Origin of the sequence: Paenibacillus sp. M2 (assembly GCF_046713495.1) — a bacterium.
Taxonomy (GTDB): domain Bacteria; phylum Bacillota; class Bacilli; order Paenibacillales; family Paenibacillaceae; genus Paenibacillus; species Paenibacillus amylolyticus_B.
Genome location: NZ_CP169648.1, coordinates 4,177,860 through 4,195,519 on the forward strand (window position 1 = coordinate 4,177,860; position 17,660 = coordinate 4,195,519).

Sequence of the window (17,660 nt, forward strand, 5' to 3'; positions counted from 1 at the left end):
ATAGTAGGATAATCACGAGGTGAGATTTTGCAAGATGTATTCACAATACTATTCTTAATTGGTTTCTTTGCATTTTTCATATTTATTGTTCTTGCTGTCAAATCCGTAAAAAGACAAAACGGAAAAGCTAAAAGACATTGGGTTTTAACTGGGATATTTCTTACAATATGTTGTGTTGGTCTTTTTGGCATTCGGGCCCTGGCTGATAATTCTATCAACGCAGTGTCGGATCAGACTGAAGACACACCTAGTGCATCTACTGTTGTTGATAATCAAAAAGATCTTAACCAGAATGGTCTGTCACTTTTTAACATGACAACAGATGAATTCAAGAATGCGTTCAATTCAATCGTGGGTAAGTACCGCTTAAATGGTTTAGGTATAACCAAACTCGATTTAACTAAGTCTCAAGAAAGCGATACAAGAACTTTCCAATATACTTTCAATGATGACTTAAGTATGGTTGGTGCATTAAACTCCAATGAGGAAATACAGGAAGTTATGCTAATAGGAACTGATGGTTTCAGTGAACAAAACGGCGGAACGCTAATGACGGCCATCGCTACACTTATCATGACAACTAATAGTGAGTACACATACAACGATGCGCAAGATGTTATAAAAGATATAGGTTTACTTGATAGCGATGTAAACTTGAATGCTTTTGATGGAGCGACTGTCAGGAATGGTTTTAAATATCGATTCAAAATCCAAGACAATAACATCTCTACTTTTGGTATCACAGCAGCAAAGTAATTCGACCAAGCCCTTTTGGGCTTTTCTTTCAAACTAAAAACCGAACATATGTACTATTTTACAAGGGGAAATGGCATAATGCTTCCATATTATGAACCAACGGATACAGAACTGTTGATCTGCGATTTGTATCAAGTGTTTGGAATTAATCATCCGCATGAACTAGATATCGACCTAATTTCCTCCATATGGGGCGCAGACATCATTTACTACAATGGAAAACCGAAATCTCATTGGGAAGATTGGGGGAGTGTTATTTTTTTGAACAAAGACGCTTCTGTCATACAGCAAAGAGCTGACTTTTTCCATGAGCTTGCACACATTGTTCGGCACGAAGGGCACCAGGATGATATGCCAGAGCTCTTTGTAGATCTTCAAGAGATCCAGGCAACTAACTTTAGATTGATGGCTTCTATGCCCTACTATCTGCTTCCTACGCCGTTAGATATGACCTGGGGAGAATATATCGGACTTCTAGCGGAAGAGTTCAAAGTGCCTATTGAGCTGGCTGCAGATCGTGCTGAACAGATTGCTTCTAGATTACACGAAGAATACCACAGCTACCGTGAAGATGTTGAACTTATGAAAGGTAAAATTCAAATGGCAGTCACCCTATTTCGGTCAACAAAACCAAGACAGCCTTCAAGTGAATCAAGACGTCTTCTCCAACAATTAAAAAATCAAACTAGTTAATTTGAGGAGCTGATCATCATGGCATATTTCTACAAAGTGGCATCAAACAATAAACAAGGATATAAGTGGGTTTGTGTTGGGGATGCTCCGCCTGATCCTGCCACAGGAAAGAGAAAACAGATTTCTCGAAGAGGGGATACAAAGAAGGAAGCTGAAAAGCGAGTCAATAAGGTCATTTCTGATCTAAATTCATACGGGATTGACGCTCAGAAAAATAAGAAGCTCACTTTTGAGATGGTTGCATATGAGTGGCTAGCTACATATTCAAAAGGTAAAATAAAGCAACGCACAATTGATCAAAGATTAACTACTATAAGGTCAATTGGTAAGTACCTGGCACAAATGAAAATTGATAATATTACCCATCGACAGTATCAAAATGTGCTTAATAGTTACGATGAAAAAGGATATTCTACCAGTGCAATTATTACAATGAATAGTGTAGCTAATATGATCTTTAAGTATGCGATAAAAAATAAAATTAGGTACGATAATCCCTGTTTCGGAGCGGTTATTCCCAGAAAAACTCGAACTGTTGAAGAAATAGAGAATGATGTAATAGCTGAGAAGTATTTCGAAAAAAAAGAACTGATAGAATTTTTGGACTCAACAAGAGAATACGGACAATATCAAGATATCGAAATGTTCTATTTATTAATCTTCTCAGGTATGAGATCTGGTGAAATGTGTGCCCTTAAGTGGACAGATATAAATTTCGAAACAAATGAAATACGAATTACAAAAACTATATACAGCAAAAATGATAACCGTGGTGTTTATATATTAACTCCACCAAAAACAGAAGGTTCGATAAGAACTATTGACATTGACATTAGTATCATGAAATTATTAGAAGTGCATAAAGAAAATCAAAAAAAGGCGCCTCGAACTACAAATTATCAAGATATGAATTTTGTTTTTTGTAGAAAAAACGGATATCCTTTTTTCCCAAAGATTATATTAGGCCGTATGAAAAAGATTCTTGTGAATACAACTATTATAAAACCTGCAACTCCACATATTTTCCGACATACTCACATTAGTATGCTTGCAGAAGCTGGAGCAGACCTGAGATCAACAATGAGCAGAGTTGGGCATACTAATGCTAAGACAACTTTACAGGTATATACTCATGTTACTGATAAAATGAAAAAAGATACATCTAACAAGATAAAATTACATTACGCAGATATACTTGATTCACCACCAAAATAGCAAGAAAAGTGATTTTTCTGTGATTTTTCGAATTTATTAAACTAGTTAATCCCTTGTATCCCTTGCGATATAAGGGATTTCTATTTATTTAACCTTTATAATGTTGGTAGATACGTTGCACGATGATATCCGTCTTTTCTCTGAATCCAAGCTCTCGATATTCGCACTCGAACACATACTGAATATCCTCCTCAGAGATATAATAACTTCCTCCATCGTCTGTACCTTCCTCCATTCTCAGTCTGCCAAGATCGTAGGTATCAATCATTCGGGAGAGTGCATCCACACCGAATTGCTGTCGGTACAGATAAAACACAATTTCGAATCGGTCCTGGATCGTCAACAAATCTGGTTCTGCAAACAAAATAACTTCATCTACATTGGATTTGTTCAGCCCTATGCTTCGGGTCAGGAGATCCGCTATCAGATTTTTGACATACGTTTTGTCGCTGATACTGCCTGAGACACAGCCCTTCAGTGCTTTTCTCATCTCGGCACGTTGATTAATTCTTCGACGATATTCTTCTTCATGCAGACCCGCATCCGCGAGCTGACTATGACTAAGCTCATGAAGTGAGTTCTTCACCTTCTCAATCAACATGTCAATCGTGAAAGATTCCTGTTCAGGAACACGAGCATTCTTTTCACGAAGAAACGTTCTATACTTGAACCAGATATAAGTCAGGCACAGAATCAAAATCAAACTTATCCATATGGTATTCCAGAGCATCGGAGGTTCAGGCTCCCCTTTCCAGCCTCTTCAGAACTGTGCGCATACCTGCACCGTCCATAATCAGGCGAGCGAGTTCGCTCATGCTTGCAGCAAAACTCCCTTTACGAATATCCTTATCCTCAGTCAAACTTTCCAACTGCAAATATCTAGCAACATCTCGCCGATTCATTGCATCCAGGTATCCGGTTGTGTACGGTATCGCAGATATCGTGCCTTTGTATCTGAACTGGCGCCGAATATTGGAAAGCGTTGCACGGGAATGCAAATCGTATTTGTTAATTACAACATGTATATTCATATTGTTCATTCGTTCTGGCAGGATCTCTTCAAAGAACAACTCCAGATTTCGCATATTTTGATCGAGATTAATGACAACATAGTCCGCCTGTTGCAGCTTGAGCTGTGAATCGACACCAGCATGATGCGCATCCAGAAGAACCAGATCATAATACTCGTTAGCTACTTTCAGCAGCTTTTTCACAGTCTCATCATGTTCCTGCGGGGAACGTTCCATCTCATCAGTTCTTCCGGTTAGGAAATCAAGTCTTTCCTTCAGAAGTGGCTTGGTATAATCCCTGAGATTGTGCTTATTCAGACTTCCGCTCGAATGCAGCCGTTCAATCGCATCCCAGCCCCCCTCTTCGAAGGAGAACATAAAATCCGCTGAATCCGTATCTTTGGACGGTAGAGCAGCTTCTGTGCCAGTTCCGGCGAGGCCTGCATTAATAAGTAACACTCTTGTCCTGTAGTGAAGCGCCATCGCATAAGCACTAATTAATGTGCTCGAAGTGCAACCTGTTCCTGCAAAAGGGCTCCAAAAGGTAATGGTGCTCATGCTCTCATCCTCTCTGCTTCTTTCATCGCACGGCGACTGCGAACACTTTCCCAACCTGTTAACTGCTCGACCACACGACACAACGATTTTTTGTAATTTCGTGACAAAGGTCCAAGATGAACTCGACGATGATGCTCATTCTCAAGCTTAACCGCAGCTGTTAACTCATCCCACGGAAGCACTAAGGATTCTCCTGTCCATACAAACGGACTGCCCTCCAGATACGCCCACAGATAACGAGCTTCAAGCTTGCAGTCAACCCCGTTAATTAAGATCCGCTGAAATGACAGCTCACCAGGCAACGACTGTTCTTCAAGCAACCGCTTCAACCAGCCCTTGCCACGTTCCAGATTGTAACGCTCATAATCACTCACCCAGACTCTTACATCAGCATTCAGCCAGAGATTACGGGAAGCAAAGTGTGAGGTCTCCATGTCATATAACACATAGTCATAACTGTCTAATCGCTCTCCATTTACTTCAAGATGATTCTCTACAGCTGCTGAAGTGACAAAATGACAAGCGATATCAAATCCTTCAAATTCCGTAATTCGCAAAGACTGCTTACTGTCACCTACACCGTACCCATACTTCTGTTGTAAGGTTCCATCTACGAGCAAGACCTTGTTGCCTGTCGAAGCCAATATCTTGCATAGATATAACATCAGATCATTTTTCTCACATAAACCCGCAAAGATCCATGTATGCATAGATGTTACAACTCCTTTCTTATTCTAAAACTCCTTGTTATCTGAATTATTCTAAAGTAAACCTCACTTTTTCGCTCTATTCTCCACCCGTTAGCAAGCGCTGCTGTTCTGTTTGTAAAGCTTCAGCAGGATCATTTACGCTTCCAGAATTAGCTCCTGCTCCGTTTCCTGAACCATCATTCCACATCACTCCATCCGACGTTGCCGGATTATTTGATGATGGACGACTGTTATATGTAACTGAGGATTGTGCCACATCCTGTTCAACCCCTTTTGATGGTGCTGTCATGGAGGCGGCCAGTGAACTTTCAAGCGAACTTCGCACCTGTCTGGATAACTCCTGCTCGGCTCGTCGAACAATATTCGGATCACTCTCCAGCAGTTTTAATACTTCTGAATTGGCAGGATACGTCGCGATTGCAGGTGTCTGAAACTGTGGTTCTACATAGGTTAAGGCATAGATTGAAGCTTTATGTAAATAGGCATCTACAATTGCACTTGAGAGTGACAGAATCTCTTCCTCCGTCATCGTAATCCATAAGGTAGCTGCATTGAGTCGTTCCACTTTTTTCTTCGATAAGAGAACATAGTCCTGTCCGGTAGGGAATTGGATACGAACATCAATAATATCTCCCTTAACGAGTGAGGACGGCAGTAATACAACTTGCAGCTCTCGATTTCTTAAATCGGGCGGAGCCGGTGTACCCTCATACACCATCTCAGTGGTAATGGCTGTTCCTTTTTTCAACTCTATTTTGGCCACTTGGCCTTCCATCCGCTTGGTACTGGACCAGAGATTTCGCGGTGCTTGTGCATCCGGAACAGCAATGAGCTTCAGATCCTCCGGTAATATCGGTTCACCTGCTTCAATATCCCGAATCGTAATCCATCCTTGTGCTCCCGAATCCCATTGTTGCTTTAATTCAGCTTCCTTTTCCTCATATGCCGATAAATAACGGGCTTCTACGGCTGACTTGACATCACTCATCGTTTTGACATTGTAGATAACATATCCTCCGAACACCAACCCTACAGCTCCTGCTCCGATAAGTCCGGCATAGATCAGTTGACGGCTTTGTTTTCTTAATTTAGACAAAAGAGGCTCTCCTTTCGTAATCTCTTCTAATCATGTACTTTCCTTCGTGAAAAGAACGAACGTTTCTTGGGCTGCCGTGCCATCATATGCGTTAAAATATGAGAAAACACTTTATCCATCTGTGTGTCCTTGTCAAAAGGGTCAATCTGTAACGGCAGACCATATACACTTGCTGTATCCAGCGCTTTCCGAATGCGCTGGACAGCTTCATTTGCTGCCAGGGGCAGACAATATATCCATTTCTCTCGTGGATACCGATGATGTGTTCGAACAAAAGCGCCAATCTCCGCCTGTCTCCATTCGGCACCTGAGCCTATAACAATAGGTAGATCTGCACGAAGGAATTCTTCCAGCCGGTTCTGGTCCTGACCACTACCAAGATCCATCACGATGAATTGATAACTCCCCCCAAGCAAAGACAAAATATCCGCTCGCCCGGATTGTTTCCAATAATGCACACCATCCACTGCAAACTGTCTGCCTGCTGGCACCGGTTTACCCGCTTGAGCGATTTGTTGAATCCTTGCAAAGGATTGAGAGCGAGGTGACATTTCTATCACAGCTACTTTGAAGTTTTGCCTTTCGAGATAATGACTGATAGCTATAGCCGTGTGGGTAACCCCTACACCAGATGAAGCACCAGTCAGGGCAATAACTCTTGTTCCCCCATTCAATGTCATCGTTGCATCTCCACCGGGCATTGTTCCGCCGGGTATTCGGAGCAGTTCCTTCCTTACCTCATCGGCAGATTGGAATCGCTCCTCGGCATTATACCTTAACAGTCTTCTCGCCACAGGGATGTATGTCCTCGGAACATCACTCCGGATAGAGCTTTCTACACCCTGAATCCATTCCGTATACGCACCACTTGTCATAAGATACAGTAGCAATGCTCCGAGTCCATATAGATCTGAACGCGCATCGGTCTGACCCGAGCCATATTGTTCTGGAGCGGCAAAACCAGCTGTTCCCAACTTAACGGTATCTTCAGCATTGTGGGGTTTGTAACTTCTGGCGATGCCAAAATCAATTAATCTTACTTCATGTTCCGGGGTGATCATGATATTTGATGGTTTCAGATCCCTATAGATCACAGGTGGATTCAGATTATGCAAATAACTCAACACATCCAGCAATTGAAGTACAAGCTCAGTCAATTGCTCCATCGGGATCTTCCCACGACACTGCTTGAAATACTCACTGAGCGTTAACCCGTCGATGTATTCCATCACCAAGTATGTGTACCCGTCTTCATCCGGGACAAAAAAATCAACAATTTGCGGCAATCTTGGATGGCGAAGTGATGTCAGAAGAGCGGCTTCCGTCTCCATACTGCCTTCATATGGCATAATCGTTACGCTTTCTTTAATTGCCCATATCTTGCCCGGTAACTTCAGATCCTCCGCCTCGTATACATGGCTCATTCCGCCTGTTCCCAGAATGGATACGATACGATATCTACCTCCCAGCAGGCTTCCGCGTTCCAGCCTGGCCGGATGTCTCATACCAATTCCTCCTTCAATACACAACAAAAAAGGGAAAGCTTCACCGAAGAAGAACAGACCGGATATCCGGTTTCGTTCACTTCGGGATGCTTTCCCTCAGGTTTGTTATGGTTAATATTGGTATCATTATAGTACAGGCAGGAATAGATTGTAAAGCACAAAATTTAATGTGCTTTATCGAATCAATTTCATAATACCTTTAACTGCTTTAATCAAGGCTAGATCTCTTAATATTTGACCATATAAAGTGTTATCTCTTCCCGGTTATGGAACAACTGCTTGGAACGTTGAATCTGCATCCGCGAACGCTCAAACGTATCGATAACATCCTTAATGAGTGCGAGCGGTTTTTTATGCAATAACTTCACGGTAACAATCGCTGTTCCCCCAGGCTGAAGGCTATATAGAAGATCCGACACAAGTCGGCTCATCAGCTTCGGACTCCAACTCATATCACATACGAGCAGATCGAACTCTCCTTCGCGGAAGCGCACATCCCCTGCATTTTTCTTCAAAAAAGTTAGTTTTGGTGATGCCAGCAGCGTTGCGTCCATCTTCGCCGGATCTACCGCCGTTACTTCAAGCCCACGTTCAAGCAGGAAGGAGGTCCATCCACCTGGTGCTGCACCGATATCAAGTGCCTTATGAAATGAAGTAAAGTCAATGCCAAACGTTTGCTCGGCTTCAAGCAATTTGAACTTAGCACGCGAGATCTGCCCATCTTCTTTTTGAAAACGTACGGCTCCCCCGCTCCAGTCTGACAGGTTCTGTTCAGGTCTGGATATGCCAGCATACAACATATCATTCGCAGCAAATACAGAAATGACATATTCAGCATCACGTACAACCCACTCACAGCCTAGCTCATCCAGCTTTTCAGTTAGCAGTTGCTTCAATGAGGCTGCATTTTCTTGCCAAAAGGACCCTTCTGTCTTCCGCACCTGCAGCACGACAGGGGTACCGGTCAGTTCCTTATGATTCAACACAAATGCAATCAATTTCTCAATAGACTTCTCCGAATCTTCTGTATTCTCCTGAAACTGAACAGGTTGAATATGACGTAAAAACGTTGGATACTCTGCCCACAGCTTATCTGCAACTTCTTCCTCCGATACAGGCAGACCCGCAAGCAGTATTTCTCCTGGTACGAGTACCGTGCTCTTCACCGCTCCAAACGTACGGCGCAACTCTTCCTGAGCATAAGGGGCAAAGCCATGATTGGCCGTGCAGATAAAACGGGAGAAGTTGCCTTCTTCCCAAGACGATTGTGTACTCAAATTGTGTTACCCTCCAGAACGTACGCGTATCCACGGACGACCATTATCCCACTGGATATCGACCGGAACATCGTACGTATGCTTAATTGTATCTTGTGTCAAAACTTCATACTTGGGGCCAGCTGCCGCGATACGTCCATCGCGGATCAAGGCCACATGCGTAAATAAAGGTACGATCTCTTCAACATGATGTGTTACATACACAACTGTAATGTTACGCTGGCGCAGACGATCAATCTCAGCCAGCATTTTCTCACGTTCATATAAGTCTAGTCCGGCACAAGGCTCGTCCATAATCAGCAATTTGGGCTCAGCCATTAATGAACGAGCAAGCATGACTTTTTTGCGCTCCCCTTGGGATAACGTTCCAAGCGGGTTGTTGGCCAAGTTGGCAAAGCCCATGTCATCTAACAAACTCATTGCCTTTGCTTTTACTTCATCAGGAATGGTCTGATAAAAACGCAAAAAAGCATAAGCTCCTGTAGCGACGACTTCCCATACCGGATCTCTGGGTGTGAGTTTCTCAATCAACGTTTGGCTGATATAACCGATTTCCTTACGTACTTCCCTGACGTCACATTGCCCATACAGATTACCGAGTACTTCAATACGTCCCTGGCTTGGAAACATATATCCGTTCATCATCTCCAACAACGTTGTTTTGCCAGAACCATTCCGACCCAGAATAACCCAATGTTCGCCTTGTTCAATGTGCAAATGTACGTTATCCAAAATCTGATTCTCTTCTCGTCTAAGTGAGACATGTTCCATCGAGATTATACTCATTTCAGCACCACCTTCCGGATCTCCGAGAGCAAATGCTCCACAGAGCTCATCCGATAAACCATTTTTGGAACATCTTGTTGGCCATCAAAAAGCATCACTGCTGGAACGCTTGAAATTTGAAATTGTTGTACAAGTTCAGGAATATCATGAATGTTCATTTCAGATAAAATACCTTCTGGCAGCATGTGCTCAACGACCTCTAACATACGCCGTGCTGCCGCACATGTCCCACATAAAGGGGTATATATAAATACAGCCTGTGGCATGCCTTCCCATACACTACGCATTAACATTTTGGATGTAATTGGCTTCATTAACTTTCTTCTCCCGCAGCAACACGCAGCATGACCTCACCCGTCATTGGTCCATTATGAATGGTTACCGAATCCGGTTTATTGCTATATAACATCTCGTACATCTGGCGTTTCCCAAACATACTGGACGTATGCAAATAGATCTCGCGCGGAAATAAACCTTCTCGTACAATAGATGCTGCGACCTCACCGCCATTGGGCGAATCTGGACCAAGCTCATAATCCAGAGACAAAATGTCCACGTCACCTTCTCTTAGCAGCATCAGGCACTCTTCTGCATTCGTTGCCAGAACAAAACCTTTCGGACATGCCCGATAGTCATCCAAAAAAACATGCATACAATCGCTCCTCTCCCCATTATAGCCAGGAACGCATGAGCGCTATATCATCACGGTGCGTTCCATCTTCGCCCGTTTCTGTCTCGAGCACAACAACCGCATTTTGGAACTCAGGCGCCTTTAACAATGCTTTCATTGATTCATTTCCTATATATCCCTGTCCGATCCTTGCATGTCTATCCTTAGACAAACCAGATGCATATTTGGAATCATTAAAATGTATAGCAGCAACATTATCCCAGTATCCGAGCACCCTGCCTTGATCGAGCATCTCCGATTCGTTACCTGACGACCACATACCTGAAGCAAAAGCATGGCATGTGTCAAAACAAAATGCAATATGCTCCGGATATCGGCTTAATTGGCGAATCTGTATCATTTCTTCCATTGTCGTGCCCATCGGGCCATGATCACCTGCCTGATTCTCAAGCAGCACCTTCGAATGACCATTCCAATTCTCCAAGGCGGTATCCAGACAATGAATGAGGTTCTGATAACCCTCCAGCGGATCGTTTGTTTTGATATGTCCAAAATGGACCACCGTCCCAACAGAACCGCAAGCATTCGAAATTTCAAGATCATTGCGAATAGAAGCTATTGTGGCATGAAACCCCGCCTCTCCACGGGTCATGCCCAACGCCGGATTCGTAGGATAGGGTGAATGGGCAATCGAAGCAAGTCCCTGCTGTTCACACCAATCCCTGCACTGCTCAGCATCCTTGAGGTCCAGACTTTTCAGGCTGAGACTACGCGGGTTCTTCGGAAAATACTGAAACGCCGTAGCCCCCATCGCATGTGCTCTTTTGGCTGCCTGAAGAAATCCGCCTCTGGTGCTGACATGTGCCCCGATTCCGGTTTTAGGCTTCATGCTGGCATTTCGGACAGAAGAATGCCTTCTTGCCCGTAATTTCCACTCGTTCAATTGTTCCCCCGCAGCGCGGACAAGTCTCGCCTTCCCGATCGTATACGCGACATTGCTCGTCAAAACTTCCTGTCTTCGTATCCCCTTGCATCAGTGGCATTTCCATATAGCCACCCTCAGAAGCTGCTTCACGCAACACGGACTGCATCGAATGGAACAAGCGCTCCGTCAACTCTGGTGAAGTCGCGATGTTCTGCGTTTTGGAGCTTGGTCTCAGACCGGCAGCAAAAGCAATCTCATCCGAATAACAATTGCCGATCCCCGCAATAATATGTTGGTTTACCAATGTTGTCTTAAGTGTACCCCGACGACCTTTCAACAGAGAAGCAAAACGTTCCACGTTCATCCGTCGATCCAAAGGTTCAGGTCCAAGATCAGACATCGCCTCTTCGGTTTCTTTCGAAGTAAGCAGATGTAAATAACCCAAGCGCAGTCCAATAAAGAACAAAATGTGATCGCCAAACTGGATTTCCACTTGTGTGGAACGATCAGGGCGTTCCTCTTCCGTGCCCCAGAAAATCATACCGCCCAACATGAGATGCAGCACCAAACGTTTGCCATTAGCCAAGTGGAAAATCAGATGCTTCGCGCGGCGCTCAACAAATATGATGCGATTACCTGTAAGTTCATTGATAAACAGATCAGGCTCCGTATTTATCGTTTTATCGCGGTTAATTACAACACCTGTAATCAGTAGATCAAGTATTTCCTCGGACAGCAAGGTCCGGTAATTTTCCATTTCCGGCAGTTCCGGCATCGTACATTACCCCTTTTTGGAAGCTTGGTCTGCCTCTTGCGACAGCCACTCCATCAATTTATGCAAATCTTCAAACACATGATCAGGTCGAGCCTTCGCTGCTTGAATGTGTCCATCCATATTATCCCGGGTTGTCACACCGGTAAGTACCAACAGCGTCTCACACCCTGCTGCCACTCCAGCTGCAATATCGGTTCGCATATTATCTCCGATCACTGCCACTTCATGAGACGCCAGGTTTAGCCGGCTAATGGCCGACTTCATTATAACACTCGATGGCTTGCCTATGACTGTAGGATGAACTCCGGTCGCAGCTTCAATTGCTGCTCCAATAGTCCCCGCTCCAGGTGTCAGTCCATCATCGGAAGGAAGCTGCAGATCCGGGTTGGTCATGATGAATTTTGATCCCGCATTAATCCACCTTAGCGCCTTGGTCAGTTTATGATAGGAAAATTCACGATCAATCCCCTGTATCACGTAATCTGGTGCATCTTCCGTCAGCTGAAGTCCTGCTTCTTCTATGGCTTCCAGCAGTCCTGCTTCTCCAATACATGCCACTTTTGCACCCGGGGACTCTTCAGCAACATATTCAGCCGCCGCCACAGCAGAAGTACATACTTGAGACGCGTCGGCAGGTATGCCCATCCCGTTCAAATGATCTGCCACACCTTGTGGTGTACGGGAAGAATTATTTGTTACGAATAAATACGGCTTTCCTAGCTCTTGCAGTGTTCGAATAAGCTGATCGGCTCCTTCGATACGATGTCTGCCATGATAGAGCGTACCATCCAAGTCAATCAGATAGGCCTTAATCACACACAGCACTTCCTTTCTTCATTCCATTAACGTTTCATGTCCTTAATCATTTACCTCGAACTTGAACGCGAACCTATGTATTCAGGCAAAAAATAATGGCTTGCTGGCATATGCACGCAACAAGTCGAACCGGATCGAACACCGACGGTTTAACTCGCGCGTCTTCTGTACAAGCTTGTCATTTCCTGCGCTTTCCCGGAAAATAATTTGAATCATTTCCCTCTTCATATTGCCCATCCTACACGCTTTCTGGCCAGATTGCAAAAGGGACCGCGGGAGTTCCTCTCCCTCAGTCCCGTGCAATTACCCGGATCTTTATATGACATGTTTAACCGTGAACTGGTTCGCAATCAGGGTTAAGATTCTTGCTTGCGATGCACGACAGGAATAAGCTGGTGTTCGTTTGCAAGTCTGGTATTCGGGAATACGGACTGCGCCTCTTCCAAAAGTGGCTGAAGTTGATCCTCATCCTTATAGCGTGAACTGAAGTGAGTCATGATTAGTTGCCCTACATTTGCTGCTCTAGCCGCTTCTGCCGCTTGTTTAGATGTACTATGATAGTACTCATGCGCTGTATCAGCCAAGTCATGCATGAATGTAGCTTCATGCACAAGTACATCTGCATTGATGGAAAGTGGCTGTACGTTGTCACATGGACGTGTATCACCCAATATGGTGATAACCATGCCTCGTTTTGGCGCTCCCAATACATCTTCTGGACGAAGCGAATCACCGTTATCCAGCGTAATGGTTTCTCCACGTTTCAGCCGGCCGAACAATGGGCCTGGTTTCAAACCGTATTCCGCCAGTTTGGCTGGGTCCAGGCTTCCTGGACGATCTTTTTCCGTAATCCGGTATCCATAGCTGTCAATCCGATGCTCAAGCAAAGCAGCTTCCACGATAAAACTGTCATCCTCGAACAGGACGCCGCCCGTATGTTCCACGATATTCAAATCATAGTTAACCCGGGATTGGCTAAGCTCCATTGTTGTACTGATCATTCGTTCCGTACCTGGCGGACCATATACGGTTAATGGTGTGGTGCCACCTTGATAGGCTCTGCTTGAAAGCAGTCCTGGAAGTCCAAATACATGATCACCATGCAGGTGAGTAATGAATATTTTCTCCAATTTACTTAGTTTAAGCGGAGAACTTAATATCTGGTGCTGCGTTCCTTCCCCGCAGTCAAACAACCACAAAGCTCTGCGCTCATCCAACATGCGTAGCCCAATGGAAGTTACATTCCGTTGAAGCGTAGGTACACCAGCATTAGTTCCCAGGAAATATAGTTCCATTCTGGATCGCACCTCTTTCTGTTGCCAGCAAAAAACCTCCGACAATGCGGAGGGCTTTGCCTGACACTCTACTGAATTTATGCCTTCTCTACATTAAAATACTTAGCTTGCGGATGGCTGAATACCATCGCTGATACGGAAGCTTCAGGTTCCATCATGAAACCTTCCGTCAATTCCACACCGATATCCTCAGGCTGCAGCAACTTGAACAGCGGTCCTTGGTCTTCCAGATCCGGACAAGCTGGATATCCAAAAGATACCCTGATCCCTTGATAACGTGCACCGTGACGTTGCTTCATGGTCATCTGGGCAGAATCCGGGAATCCCCAGATATCTCTCATCATATGATGCACACGTTCAGCTAATCCCTCTGCTACTTCAAGCGCTACGGATTGCAGAGCATGCGAGCGAAGATAATCCCCTTGATCTTTCCACGCCGTGGATAGTTCACGTACACCGTGTCCGGCCGTAACAACCATGAAACCAACGTAATCCATCTGACCAGATTCAACAGGTTTCAGGAAGTCGGACAGGCACAGGAACGGCTCGACTTTTTGACGTGGGAACGTAAAAGTATGCAAAATATTGCTGGTGTCCTTTGGATCATAGATGATGACGCTATTACCACTGGACTGAGCCGGGAAGAAACGATACATGGCATGTGCCTGAATAATCCCGTCACGAACAGCCTCTTGCATGATATCATCCACGACTGCTTTCAGGTTAGTAGCCTTCTTATCACCTGAAGCAAGCAGTTGTTCTACTGAACCGCGCAACCCCAGATGATGTCCAAGCAACATCTGCATGTTCACATATGGCAAGATATGTGATAATGGGTAGTTACGCATCGTATGCCGCTCCAGATCAGGCGGGACAAGAACCGGGTTATCTACAGCGATATCCGAACGTTCCACTCGCGTAAGGGCTGGAAGAGTCTGAACAGCTACAGCACTTGAAGCATCAGCTTCTTTTTCTGCTTCCATCTCCAGTTGCATCGCTTCACGTGAAACGGGGTTCATCAATTTGTTCGCCAGATCCAGACCGTCCATCGCGTCTTTAGCGTATACAACCATTCCGTTATATTCAGGACGAATGCGATTTTTGGTGAATTTACGTGTTAGCGCCGCTCCACCAACCATAATAGGCACATCAATACCTGCTGTTCGCAAATCCTGAGCGGTAAGAATCATCTGTTGCGCTGATTTTACCAATAGCCCCGAGAGGCCGATAGCATCGACTTTTTCTTCTCGGTACGCCTCAATGATACGTTCTGGTGGTACTTTTATACCCAAATTAATGATCTGGTAACCGTTATTGGACAGGATGATCTCAACCAGGTTTTTACCGATGTCATGCACATCGCCCTTGACAGTGGCCAGAATGATCTTGCCTTTAACCGAAGTCTCGTTCTTCTCCATGAATTGCTCCAGATATGCTACAGAAGCCTTCATAACCTCCGCACTCTGCAACACCTCAGCTACAATTAACTCATTGTTGTTAAAGAGACGACCTACTTCCTCCATCCCCCGCATCAGTGGACCGTTAATCACTTGAAGTGCTGTGTATTTGGCAAGTGCTTGTTCGAGATCTGGCAACAATCCTTCTTTACTTCCTTCTACTACATATGAAGCGAGACGCTCTTCTAATGAAAGGTTCGAGATTTTTTCCTTCTTCTCAACCTTCTTGTTACGGAACGCCGCTACGAACGCCGCCAAAGTTTCATCATTTGTGTTATATAAAAGCTCTTCCGAGAGCCTGCGTTCTTCTTCTGGAATGGACGCATAACGCTCCAGTTTCTCTGTGTTCACGATGGCATAGTCGAGACCTGCTTTGGTACATTCATACAAGAATACAGAGTTCAGCACTTCACGACCTGCTTCAGGCAGTCCGAATGAAATGTTACTGATCCCGAGTATCGTATGACATTCAGGCATCGCTTCCTTAATCACTCTTATACCTTCAATAGTTTCTTTGGCTGAGCCGATGTACTGTTCATCTCCCGTACCTACCGGGAACACCAACGTATCAAAAATGAGGTCTTCTGGTTTGAGACCATATTTATTCACCAGCAAATCGTAAGAGCGCTTGGCTACGTCAAGCTTGTCTTCTCGACTAATCGCCTGACCCCGTTCGTCAATCGTTCCGACAACTACCGCACCACCATATTTATGAAGCAACGGCGTAATCAGCTCAAATTTCTCTTCGCCATCCTCAAGGTTAATGGAGTTAATTATCGCTTTACCTTGTGAGTACTGAAGGGCCAGATCAATTACTGAAGCATCTGTCGTATCAATCATGAGAGGAACCTTCACTTTTTTTACAACCAATTCAAGGAACTTCACCATGTCTTCAGACTCTTCGCGGTCCGGATCTTGTACACACACGTCAACAATGTGCGCTCCATTTTTCACTTGAGCACGTGCAATTTCCGAAGCTTCTTCATATTTACCTTCTACAATGAGTCGTTTGAATTTCCGTGATCCCAGCACGTTCGTACGCTCACCAACCATGTATGGACGATTGTCCTGTTCAATGTAGATTGGTTCTATACCAGACAATGCCGGTGGATGTGTTCCGTTCATTTCTCTTGGGGGGTACTGGGCAAGTGTATCGCGCATCGCCCGAATATGTGCAGGGGTTGTCCCGCAACATCCACCAGCAATATTCAACCAGCCCTGTTCGGCAAAAGCACCAATCTTCTGTGCAAGCGAGTCTGGTGACTCATGGTAATTACCGTTCTCATCCGGAAGACCCGCGTTCGGGTAACAACTAACGGCAACCGATGCCATTCCGGAAAGCGAGCGAATGTGATCACGCATGAACTCAGGACCCGTAGCACAGTTTAGTCCTACCGAAATTGGGTTAAGGTGTTCTAAGGATATATAAAAGGATTCGATGTTCTGACCCGCAAGAGTCGTTCCCATCGGTTCTATCGTTCCTGATATCATCAGGGGCAGTGTAACACCACTCTGTTTGAAGGCCTGCTGAATTCCAATGCTGCCTGCTTTTACATTGAGGGTATCCTGTGAGGTTTCGAGTAGTAGCGCATCAACGCCTCCCTCTATTAAAGCAAGCGCTTGCTCCAAATAACTGTCGATAAGTTCCTGGAAGGTTACTCCCCCAGTTACAGACAGTGTTTTGGTTGTTGGTCCCATCGCACCTACCACATAACGTGGAGATTCCGGTGTAGAGAAACGATCAACCGCAGCTTTCGCAATTCTGGCTGCTTCCAGGTTGATCTCACGTGCCCGATCCTGAATATCGTATTCAGCAAGCACAACGGATGTGGCACCAAATGTATTGGTTTCAATTAAGTCGGCGCCAGCCTCCAGATATTCTTCATGAATGCGCTGGATGAGCTCTGGACGAGTAAGCACCAACATTTCATTACATCCATCCAAATCATCGCCGCCAAAATCTTCGCCAGTCAGATCAACTTGTTGAATCATGGTCCCCATTGCACCGTCGAGGATTAATATTCGTTGTTTTAATGCATCGTGTAGACTAATCTTATCCAATATCTTCACCCCCGCAAAACGTTAAATCTTAGTTTAACAGAAACTAACTTAATGTGAAAGATCGGGTTTGGTCCCGAAAGATGGCGGGTTTGCA

General features: G+C 44.8%; 18 protein-coding genes. 3 read left to right on the forward strand and 15 right to left on the reverse strand.

The genetic code is table 11. The annotated features are described in order from the left end of the window. The first annotated feature begins 27 nt into the window (after positions 1-27). The 3 genes from ACETMN_RS18845 (at position 28) to ACETMN_RS18855 (ending at position 2,664) form a co-directional block, all read left to right on the forward strand. Positions 28-756 (forward strand): hypothetical protein, encoded by a 729-nt coding sequence (locus ACETMN_RS18845; protein ID WP_411734935.1) that lies wholly within the window; start codon positions 28-30, stop codon positions 754-756. 78 nt (positions 757-834) lie between these two features. Further along, positions 835-1,449: an ImmA/IrrE family metallo-endopeptidase gene (locus tag ACETMN_RS18850; RefSeq protein ID WP_411734936.1), complete on the forward strand. Its 615-nt coding sequence runs from the start codon at positions 835-837 to the stop codon at positions 1,447-1,449. Positions 1,450-1,467: 18 nt separating this feature from the next. Continuing rightward, entirely contained in the window at positions 1,468-2,664 is a 1,197-nt protein-coding gene (locus tag ACETMN_RS18855) for a tyrosine-type recombinase/integrase (protein ID WP_339309768.1), read from the forward strand. Between the two features lie 88 nt (positions 2,665-2,752). Here ACETMN_RS18855 and ACETMN_RS18860 read toward each other — a convergent pair whose 3' ends face one another. From ACETMN_RS18860 to metH, 15 genes are all read right to left on the reverse strand, one after another. Continuing rightward, on the reverse strand, positions 2,753-3,394 hold the full coding sequence (locus ACETMN_RS18860) for a hypothetical protein (protein WP_411734937.1): 642 nt from the start codon (positions 3,392-3,394) through the stop codon (positions 2,753-2,755). Between the two features lie 7 nt (positions 3,395-3,401). Next, positions 3,402-4,232 (reverse strand): hypothetical protein, encoded by an 831-nt coding sequence (locus tag ACETMN_RS18865; protein WP_411734938.1) that lies wholly within the window; start codon positions 4,230-4,232, stop codon positions 3,402-3,404. Then, positions 4,229-4,942, reverse strand: a complete 714-nt coding sequence (locus ACETMN_RS18870) for a hypothetical protein (protein ID WP_222215636.1) — start codon at positions 4,940-4,942, stop codon at positions 4,229-4,231. The genes ACETMN_RS18865 and ACETMN_RS18870 overlap by 4 nt, the downstream gene beginning before the upstream one ends. Before the next feature lie 76 nt (positions 4,943-5,018). Next, a complete protein-coding gene (locus tag ACETMN_RS18875) occupies positions 5,019-6,038 on the reverse strand; it encodes an SAF domain-containing protein (protein ID WP_411734939.1) in 1,020 nt (339 codons plus the stop codon). A 26-nt stretch (positions 6,039-6,064) separates the two neighbouring features. Beyond that, the gene (locus tag ACETMN_RS18880; protein WP_411734940.1) at positions 6,065-7,543 is read right to left on the reverse strand and encodes a serine/threonine protein kinase; all 1,479 of its coding nucleotides are present in this window, start codon (positions 7,541-7,543) and stop codon (positions 6,065-6,067) included. 227 nt (positions 7,544-7,770) lie between these two features. Next, a complete protein-coding gene (locus tag ACETMN_RS18885; RefSeq protein ID WP_091020718.1) occupies positions 7,771-8,820 on the reverse strand; it encodes an SAM-dependent methyltransferase in 1,050 nt (349 codons plus the stop codon). A 6-nt stretch (positions 8,821-8,826) separates the two neighbouring features. Then, positions 8,827-9,600, reverse strand: a complete 774-nt coding sequence (locus tag ACETMN_RS18890) for an ABC transporter ATP-binding protein (protein ID WP_091020766.1) — start codon at positions 9,598-9,600, stop codon at positions 8,827-8,829. 2 nt (positions 9,601-9,602) lie between these two features. Further along, positions 9,603-9,920, reverse strand: a complete 318-nt coding sequence (locus tag ACETMN_RS18895; protein ID WP_091020717.1) for a thioredoxin family protein — start codon at positions 9,918-9,920, stop codon at positions 9,603-9,605. Beyond that, positions 9,920-10,258, reverse strand: a complete 339-nt coding sequence (locus ACETMN_RS18900; RefSeq protein ID WP_017688046.1) for a cyclic-phosphate processing receiver domain-containing protein — start codon at positions 10,256-10,258, stop codon at positions 9,920-9,922. The genes ACETMN_RS18895 and ACETMN_RS18900 overlap by 1 nt, the downstream gene beginning before the upstream one ends. Positions 10,259-10,277: 19 nt before the next feature. Then, entirely contained in the window at positions 10,278-11,126 is an 849-nt protein-coding gene (locus ACETMN_RS18905) for a deoxyribonuclease IV (protein ID WP_192131080.1), read from the reverse strand. Beyond that, positions 11,116-11,937, reverse strand: a complete 822-nt coding sequence (locus tag ACETMN_RS18910; protein ID WP_091020715.1) for an Fpg/Nei family DNA glycosylase — start codon at positions 11,935-11,937, stop codon at positions 11,116-11,118. The genes ACETMN_RS18905 and ACETMN_RS18910 overlap by 11 nt, the downstream gene beginning before the upstream one ends. A gap of 6 nt (positions 11,938-11,943) precedes the next feature. Next, complete coding sequence (locus tag ACETMN_RS18915) at positions 11,944-12,753, reverse strand: TIGR01457 family HAD-type hydrolase (RefSeq protein ID WP_091020714.1); 810 nt, start codon at positions 12,751-12,753, stop codon at positions 11,944-11,946. Positions 12,754-12,834: 81 nt separating this feature from the next. Further along, entirely contained in the window at positions 12,835-12,981 is a 147-nt protein-coding gene (locus ACETMN_RS18920; protein WP_157116158.1) for a hypothetical protein, read from the reverse strand. A gap of 128 nt (positions 12,982-13,109) precedes the next feature. After that, positions 13,110-14,048 (reverse strand): ribonuclease Z, encoded by a 939-nt coding sequence (rnz, locus tag ACETMN_RS18925; RefSeq protein ID WP_017688042.1) that lies wholly within the window; start codon positions 14,046-14,048, stop codon positions 13,110-13,112. Between the two features lie 77 nt (positions 14,049-14,125). Then, positions 14,126-17,566 carry a methionine synthase gene (gene metH / locus ACETMN_RS18930; protein WP_411734941.1) on the reverse strand — a complete coding sequence of 1,147 codons (3,441 nt, stop codon included), beginning with the start codon at positions 17,564-17,566 and terminating at the stop codon, positions 14,126-14,128. Positions 17,567-17,660 lie beyond the last annotated feature (94 nt).

Coding starts and splice junctions, on each gene's coding strand:
- ACETMN_RS18860 (WP_411734937.1), bottom strand. CDS start 3,394: ATGCTCTGGAATACCATATGGATAAGTTTGATTTTGATTCTGTGCCTG.
- ACETMN_RS18905 (WP_192131080.1), bottom strand. CDS start 11,126: ATGAAGCCTAAAACCGGAATCGGGGCACATGTCAGCACCAGAGGCGGA.
- ACETMN_RS18870 (WP_222215636.1), bottom strand. CDS start 4,942: ATGCATACATGGATCTTTGCGGGTTTATGTGAGAAAAATGATCTGATG.
- ACETMN_RS18910 (WP_091020715.1), bottom strand. CDS start 11,937: ATGCCGGAACTGCCGGAAATGGAAAATTACCGGACCTTGCTGTCCGAG.
- rnz (WP_017688042.1), bottom strand. CDS start 14,048: ATGGAACTATATTTCCTGGGAACTAATGCTGGTGTACCTACGCTTCAA.
- ACETMN_RS18865 (WP_411734938.1), bottom strand. CDS start 4,232: ATGAGCACCATTACCTTTTGGAGCCCTTTTGCAGGAACAGGTTGCACT.
- ACETMN_RS18920 (WP_157116158.1), bottom strand. CDS start 12,981: ATGAAGAGGGAAATGATTCAAATTATTTTCCGGGAAAGCGCAGGAAAT.
- ACETMN_RS18855 (WP_339309768.1), top strand. CDS start 1,468: ATGGCATATTTCTACAAAGTGGCATCAAACAATAAACAAGGATATAAG.
- ACETMN_RS18850 (WP_411734936.1), top strand. CDS start 835: ATGCTTCCATATTATGAACCAACGGATACAGAACTGTTGATCTGCGAT.
- ACETMN_RS18895 (WP_091020717.1), bottom strand. CDS start 9,920: ATGAAGCCAATTACATCCAAAATGTTAATGCGTAGTGTATGGGAAGGC.
- ACETMN_RS18900 (WP_017688046.1), bottom strand. CDS start 10,258: ATGCATGTTTTTTTGGATGACTATCGGGCATGTCCGAAAGGTTTTGTT.
- ACETMN_RS18880 (WP_411734940.1), bottom strand. CDS start 7,543: ATGAGACATCCGGCCAGGCTGGAACGCGGAAGCCTGCTGGGAGGTAGA.